6 protein-coding genes and 1 pseudogene are annotated in these 6,310 nt (G+C 44.1%); 6 read left to right on the top strand and 1 reads right to left on the bottom strand.

Annotated elements, in window-relative coordinates; genetic code table 11:
* The first annotated feature begins 22 nt into the window (after window positions 1-22).
* The 4 genes from atpG (at window position 23) to glmU (ending at window position 4,285) form a co-directional block, all read left to right on the top strand.
* Window positions 23-889: a F0F1 ATP synthase subunit gamma gene (atpG, locus tag L4C38_RS18915; RefSeq protein WP_428799108.1), complete on the top strand. Its 867-nt coding sequence runs from the start codon at window positions 23-25 to the stop codon at window positions 887-889.
* 35 nt (window positions 890-924) lie between these two features.
* Window positions 925-2,328 (top strand): F0F1 ATP synthase subunit beta, encoded by a 1,404-nt coding sequence (atpD, locus tag L4C38_RS18920; RefSeq protein ID WP_428799109.1) that lies wholly within the window; start codon window positions 925-927, stop codon window positions 2,326-2,328.
* Window positions 2,329-2,346: 18 nt separating this feature from the next.
* On the top strand, window positions 2,347-2,769 hold the full coding sequence (locus L4C38_RS18925; RefSeq protein WP_075648139.1) for a F0F1 ATP synthase subunit epsilon: 423 nt from the start codon (window positions 2,347-2,349) through the stop codon (window positions 2,767-2,769).
* 154 nt (window positions 2,770-2,923) lie between these two features.
* Window positions 2,924-4,285, top strand: a complete 1,362-nt coding sequence (gene glmU, locus L4C38_RS18930) for a bifunctional UDP-N-acetylglucosamine diphosphorylase/glucosamine-1-phosphate N-acetyltransferase GlmU (RefSeq protein WP_428799110.1) — start codon at window positions 2,924-2,926, stop codon at window positions 4,283-4,285.
* Between the two features lie 84 nt (window positions 4,286-4,369).
* Here glmU and L4C38_RS18935 read toward each other — a convergent pair whose 3' ends face one another.
* On the bottom strand, window positions 4,370-5,110 hold the full coding sequence (locus L4C38_RS18935) for an amino acid ABC transporter permease (RefSeq protein ID WP_428799111.1): 741 nt from the start codon (window positions 5,108-5,110) through the stop codon (window positions 4,370-4,372).
* A gap of 119 nt (window positions 5,111-5,229) precedes the next feature.
* Between L4C38_RS18935 and L4C38_RS18940 the strand changes: the two genes are divergently transcribed.
* Window positions 5,230-6,006 carry a transporter substrate-binding domain-containing protein gene (locus tag L4C38_RS18940; RefSeq protein WP_428799112.1) on the top strand — a complete coding sequence of 259 codons (777 nt, stop codon included), beginning with the start codon at window positions 5,230-5,232 and terminating at the stop codon, window positions 6,004-6,006.
* Between the two features lie 59 nt (window positions 6,007-6,065).
* Window positions 6,066-6,310: pseudogene (locus tag L4C38_RS18945) on the top strand (helix-turn-helix domain-containing protein); the annotation flags it as partial.

Consider the following 6,310-nt stretch of genomic DNA (forward strand, 5'->3'; position numbering starts at 1 on the left):
CGCCTACTAATGGAGAGTAACGATGGCCGGCGCAAAAGAGATACGTAATAAAATCGGTAGTGTTAAAAGCACGCAGAAAATTACGAAAGCTATGGAAATGGTAGCCGCTTCAAAAATGCGTCGTTCTCAAGACGCAATGGAAGCATCTCGTCCATATGCTGAAACAATGCGTAAAGTGATCGGTCACGTGGCAAATGCAAATCTAGAGTACAAACATCCGTACCTAGAAGAGCGTGAAGCTAAGCGTGTTGGTTACATCATCGTTTCTACAGACCGAGGCCTGTGTGGCGGTTTGAACATTAACGTGTTCAAAAAAGCCCTTACTGATATGCAGGCTTGGAAAGAAAAAGGCGCAGAAGTTGAACTGGCTGTTGTTGGTTCTAAAGCGACTGGATTTTTCAAAAGCAGTGGAGCAACAATCGCTGCGCAGGTCTCTGGTCTGGGCGATAGCCCAAGCCTAGAAGATCTAATCGGTTCTGTTAGCGTAATGCTTAAGAAATACGATGATGGTGAATTGGATCGTTTGTATGTTGTTTTCAACAAGTTTGTAAACACTATGATTCAAGAGCCAACGATCGATCAATTGCTACCTTTGCCTAAATCGGACAGCGAAGAAATGCAGCGTCCGCATTCATGGGATTACATCTATGAACCTGAACCAAAGCCTCTATTGGACACGCTTTTAGTGCGTTACGTAGAGTCTCAGGTTTACCAAGGTGTAGTTGAGAATCTTGCTTGTGAGCAAGCGGCTCGAATGATTGCGATGAAAGCTGCAACAGACAACGCGACTGACCTGATTGAAGATTTAGAACTTGTGTACAACAAAGCCCGTCAGGCTGCGATTACACAAGAACTGTCGGAAATCGTATCAGGTGCGGCAGCGGTTTAAGCTTAGGTTAAACGAAATAGTTTAGAGGATTAACGATGGCTACAGGTAAGATCGTACAGATCATCGGTGCGGTAGTCGACGTAGAGTTCCCACAGAGCGATGTACCTAGTGTATATGACGCTCTAAACGTTACGGACTCAAAAGAACGTTTAGTTCTTGAAGTTCAGCAACAGCTAGGCGGTGGCATAGTTCGTTGTATCGTAATGGGTAGCTCAGATGGTTTACGTCGCGGAGTGGAAGTTGTAAACACTGGCGCTCCAATTTCAGTACCAGTAGGTACTAAAACCCTAGGTCGTATCATGAACGTTCTAGGTGACGCGATTGATGAGCGTGGTGAGATCGGTGCGGAAGAGCTTTACTCTATCCACCGTGAAGCACCAAGCTACGAAGAGCAATCAAACGAAACAGCATTACTTGAAACTGGTGTTAAAGTAATCGACTTGATTTGTCCATTCGCTAAGGGTGGTAAAATCGGTCTATTCGGTGGTGCTGGTGTAGGTAAGACCGTTAACATGATGGAACTTATCAACAACATCGCACTACAGCACTCAGGTCTGTCAGTATTCGCTGGTGTTGGTGAGCGTACTCGTGAAGGTAACGATTTCTACTTTGAGATGCAGGAAGCTGGTGTTGTAAACATCGAAAAACCTGAAGAATCAAAAGTAGCAATGGTTTACGGTCAGATGAACGAGCCACCAGGTAACCGTCTACGTGTTGCTTTGACTGGTCTAACGATGGCAGAACGTTTCCGTGACGAAGGTCGTGACGTACTACTGTTCATCGATAACATCTACCGTTACACACTTGCAGGTACAGAAGTATCAGCATTGCTAGGTCGTATGCCATCAGCAGTAGGTTACCAGCCTACACTTGCTGAAGAAATGGGTGTACTACAGGAGCGTATCACGTCAACTCGTCAAGGTTCTATCACGTCTGTACAGGCGGTATACGTACCTGCGGATGACTTGACTGACCCGTCTCCAGCAACCACATTCGCGCACTTAGATGCAACGGTTGTACTTAACCGTAACATCGCGGCAATGGGTCTATACCCTGCGATTGACCCACTAGATTCTACATCTCGTATGCTAGATCCACTAGTGGTTGGTCAAGAGCACTACGACACAGCTCGTGGCGTTCAGCAGACTCTTCAGCGCTATAAAGAGCTGAAAGACATCATTGCAATTCTAGGTATGGACGAGCTATCTGAATCAGATAAGCAAGTTGTATCTCGTGCTCGTAAGATTGAACGTTTCCTAACTCAGCCTTACCACGTAGCTGAAGTATTTACAGGTGACCCTGGCGTATACGTATCTCTTAAAGAGACACTACGCGGCTTTAAAGGTCTACTATCTGGTGAATACGATGACATTCCAGAGCAAGCGTTTATGTACTGCGGTACGATCGACGATGCTATCGAGAATGCGAAGAAGCTTTAAGGCTAACTAGGAGGCGATATGGCACCAATAACCTTTCACCTAGACGTAGTAAGCGCTGAGAAGAAACTATTCTCTGGTCGTGTTGAAACGTTTCAGGTGACCGGTAGCGAAGGTGAGCTTGGTATTTTCCATGGTCACACTCCGCTGCTGACCGCTATTAAGCCTGGTATGGTGCGTATTGTGAAACAGCACGGTCACGAAGAGTTCATTTATGTCTCTGGTGGTATGGTAGAAGTTCAGCCTGGTACAGCTACTGTACTGGCTGATACAGCTATCCGTGGTGAAGATCTAGACGCAGCGAAGGCAGAAGAAGCTAAACGTCGCGCTGAGGAGAATATCCAAAATCAGCATGGCGATATGGACTTTGCACAAGCGGCCAGTGAACTGGCTAAAGCCATTGCTCAGCTACGAGTTATCGAGCTGACCAAAAAACGCCGTTAATTGACTTTAGTGGTGTTTATAATGTGATAAAGGCGGCCTATTGGTCGCCTTTTTGTTATTTTAGTACTAGTAATTTATTTGTAGCATTAACTATTCGCTTTGGGATGTTTACAATACATCGCAATTTAGCAAATCGACGCCAACAGGATTTATAATGAAATTTAGTGCTGTAATTCTTGCTGCGGGTAAAGGCACTCGCATGTATTCGAACATGCCTAAGGTTTTACACTCGCTTGCGGGTAAGCCAATGGTGAAACACGTTATTGATACCTGTGCAGGTTTAGGCGCGCAAAACATCCATTTAGTGTTTGGTCATGGTGGTGATCAGATGCAGGCAGCTCTTGCTGAAGAGAATGTCAAATGGGTGCTACAAGCAGAACAACTTGGTACTGGTCATGCTGTAGATCAAGCATCGCATCAGTTTGAGGATGATGAGAAAGTTCTCGTTCTCTATGGCGATGTTCCACTTATCTCTTCCGAAACGGTTGAAAATTTACTTGATGCTCAGCCAACTGGTGGTATAGCACTACTTACAGTCGTGCTTGATAACCCAATGGGTTACGGACGTATCGTGCGTAAAAATGGTCCTGTCGTCGCGATCGTTGAGCAAAAAGACGCGACCGATGAGCAAAAGCTTATTAAGGAAATCAACACTGGTGTAATGGTTGCGACTGGTGGTGATTTGAAGCGTTGGTTATCAGGCTTAAATAATAACAACGCACAAGGCGAATACTACCTAACGGACGTGATTGCGGCTGCACATGATGAAGGTCGTGCTGTTGAGGCTGTCCATCCTGTCAACCCAATTGAAGTTGAAGGTGTAAATGATCGCGCTCAGCTAGCTCGTCTTGAGCGTGCTTACCAATCAATGCAAGCTCATAAGCTACTGGAACAAGGCGTTATGCTTCGTGATCCAGCCCGTTTTGATTTACGTGGTCAACTGCAGTGTGGCTTAGACGTTGAAATCGATGTGAATGTGATTATTGAAGGCTCGGTTTCGATTGGTGATAACGTTAAGATTGGTGCAGGCTGTATTCTAAAAGATTGCGAGATTGATGATAATACCGTCATTCGACCATACAGTGTGATAGAAGGTGCGATTGTTGGTGAAGATTGCACAGTAGGTCCATTCACACGCTTACGACCTGGGGCTGAGCTGCGTAATGATGCGCACGTAGGTAACTTCGTTGAAGTGAAGAATACTTGCTTAGGTGAAGGCTCTAAAGCCAATCACCTAACGTACTTAGGTGACGCTGAAATTGGCAAACGAGTCAATGTAGGTGCCGGTGTGATCACGTGTAACTACGACGGTGCTAATAAATTTAAGACCGTGGTTGGTGATGATGTGTTTGTTGGCTCTGATTGCCAGCTTATTGCACCAGTGACGATTGCTAATGGTGCAACCATTGGCGCTGGCACAACTCTAACCAAAGATGTCGCTGAGGGTGAGTTAGTCATAACTCGTGCTAAAGAACGCAAAATTACAGGCTGGCAACGTCCGGTTAAGAAAAAATAGCGCCTGACGAATATTTAAAATAATTAAAGTGAAAATGCCGCTCTGTTGAGTGGCATTTTTGTATGTGTTCGACAGAGAGCATACTCAGTAGTTTGGTATAGCAATACGCTTTTCTAACCAACGAACAGCCTGAGAGACGAGCAAAATAAGCACCAAGTACTCTAAAACCAAAATGGTATATATTTCTAGAGGTAAGTACTCATTAACCACTAATTCATTCGCCCGGCGAGTTAAATCACTTAATCCGATGACACTAACGAGTGAGCTCATCTTAAGGATATACACAAATTGGTTACCTAATGGCGGTAATATCTGCCGTAATGCTTGCGGCAAAATTATCAGGCGCATTTTTTGCCAATAATCGAGTCCAAGTGATTCAGCTGCTTCATGCTGACCGCGGCTGATAGCTTGAATGCCGCCTCGAAATACCTCTGCCATAAAAGCACTTTCAGCGATAGTTAATGCAATTACGCCTGCCCAGAAATGATCGAGAGAAATATCCATCAAAGTAGGCATTCCATAATATACCCACAGCAGTAATACCAATACTGGAATAGAGCGCATCACTTCGACGTAGCAGCGATTAAACCACAGCAGCAGCTTGTTTTTCGATAAGGCAGGCAGGGCAACCAGTAAGCCTAAAGACATAGCAAAGACCATGCTCAATAATGAAATTTGGATGGTGTCGTTAAAGCCAGCCAACAGAAATTTCAAATTGGTCCAACCCTGATCGGTCGTTGGATTGACTACATACCATCCCCATTGGTAATCAGAGCAACCAGTCAACAACAGCAAACAAGCAGGAAAAAGTCGTCGGTAGTTCACAGTTACTCCCTAAACTGGTGAAAAAACGTTACTTGTTACTACCATGTTATCAATGAAGTATAATTAATAGTTAATAATTATAGGGAATATCTTCGATAATTTGCTTTCAGGGAGTGAAAATGAAAAGAATAGTCATGGTAATTGCGATCAGTTTGTTAGCCATAACACAAGTCGCTCATGCACAAAGTCGTCTACAAGAGATCTTAGAGAGCGGTGTATTGCGGGTTGGTACCACTGGGGATTGGAATCCAATGACAATGAAAGATCCAGCCACCAATAATTATCGTGGTTTCGATATTGATGTCACCACTGAGTTGGCAAAAGATCTTGGGGTTAAAGTTGAATTCGTGGCGACCGATTGGAAAACGCTAGTTAGTGGTATTACTGCGAATAAATATGACATTACTGGTAGTGCGTCATTGAATATGTCACGGGCTAAAGTCGCGGGCTATAGCCAGCCTTATTTTTATCTTGCTTTTGTCCCAGTAGTGCAGAAAAAAGATCTGTCTAAATTTTCTGATTGGAGTGATTTTGACAAAGCCGAAGTAAAAGTGGCAGCGACACTAGGCACAGTACAAGAGAAGATGGTTAAAGCGTTTTTTCCTAATGCACAACACATAGTTATTGAAGCGCCAGCTCGTGACTTCCAAGAATTGCTCGCGCGACGTGCTGATGTCTCTGTTACATCCAACGTAGAGGCAGCAACTCTGGTGGAAAAATTTAATCAATTAGCCATCGTTCCTGTTAAAGAGCCACGTAAGCCAACGCCGATAGCGATGCTACTCTCGCAAGATGATCAGGTGTGGATTAACTATATTAATCATTGGGTTGAACTGAAGAAAACTCAAGGATTCTTCAAAGTTACGGCTGAAAAATGGGGGCTAAAAAGTTTATAAAAAAGCCGCATTATGAACTGACCCCCAATAGTTAGACACCAATTATTGGGGGTCTTTTTATGTCCAAATATAGCCGAGAGCTAAAATGTATCATTGCTAAGCAATACTTAGATGGCACGTCATCTCTCTACTTAGCAAAACAATATTCAATTTCTTCAAGACAGATACGGTATTGGGCTCAAGTCTTTGCCATCCATGGTACTGATTCATTTTTACCAACTAAGCATGCTGCTACTGCTCAAACAAAACGAAAAGCATTTAATTTAATGTGGACGAATGAATGGTCTCTCACGCACACTAGCGC

It is taken from the genome of Vibrio kasasachensis (genome assembly GCF_050337565.1).
GTDB classification, from domain to species: domain Bacteria; phylum Pseudomonadota; class Gammaproteobacteria; order Enterobacterales; family Vibrionaceae; genus Vibrio; species Vibrio kasasachensis.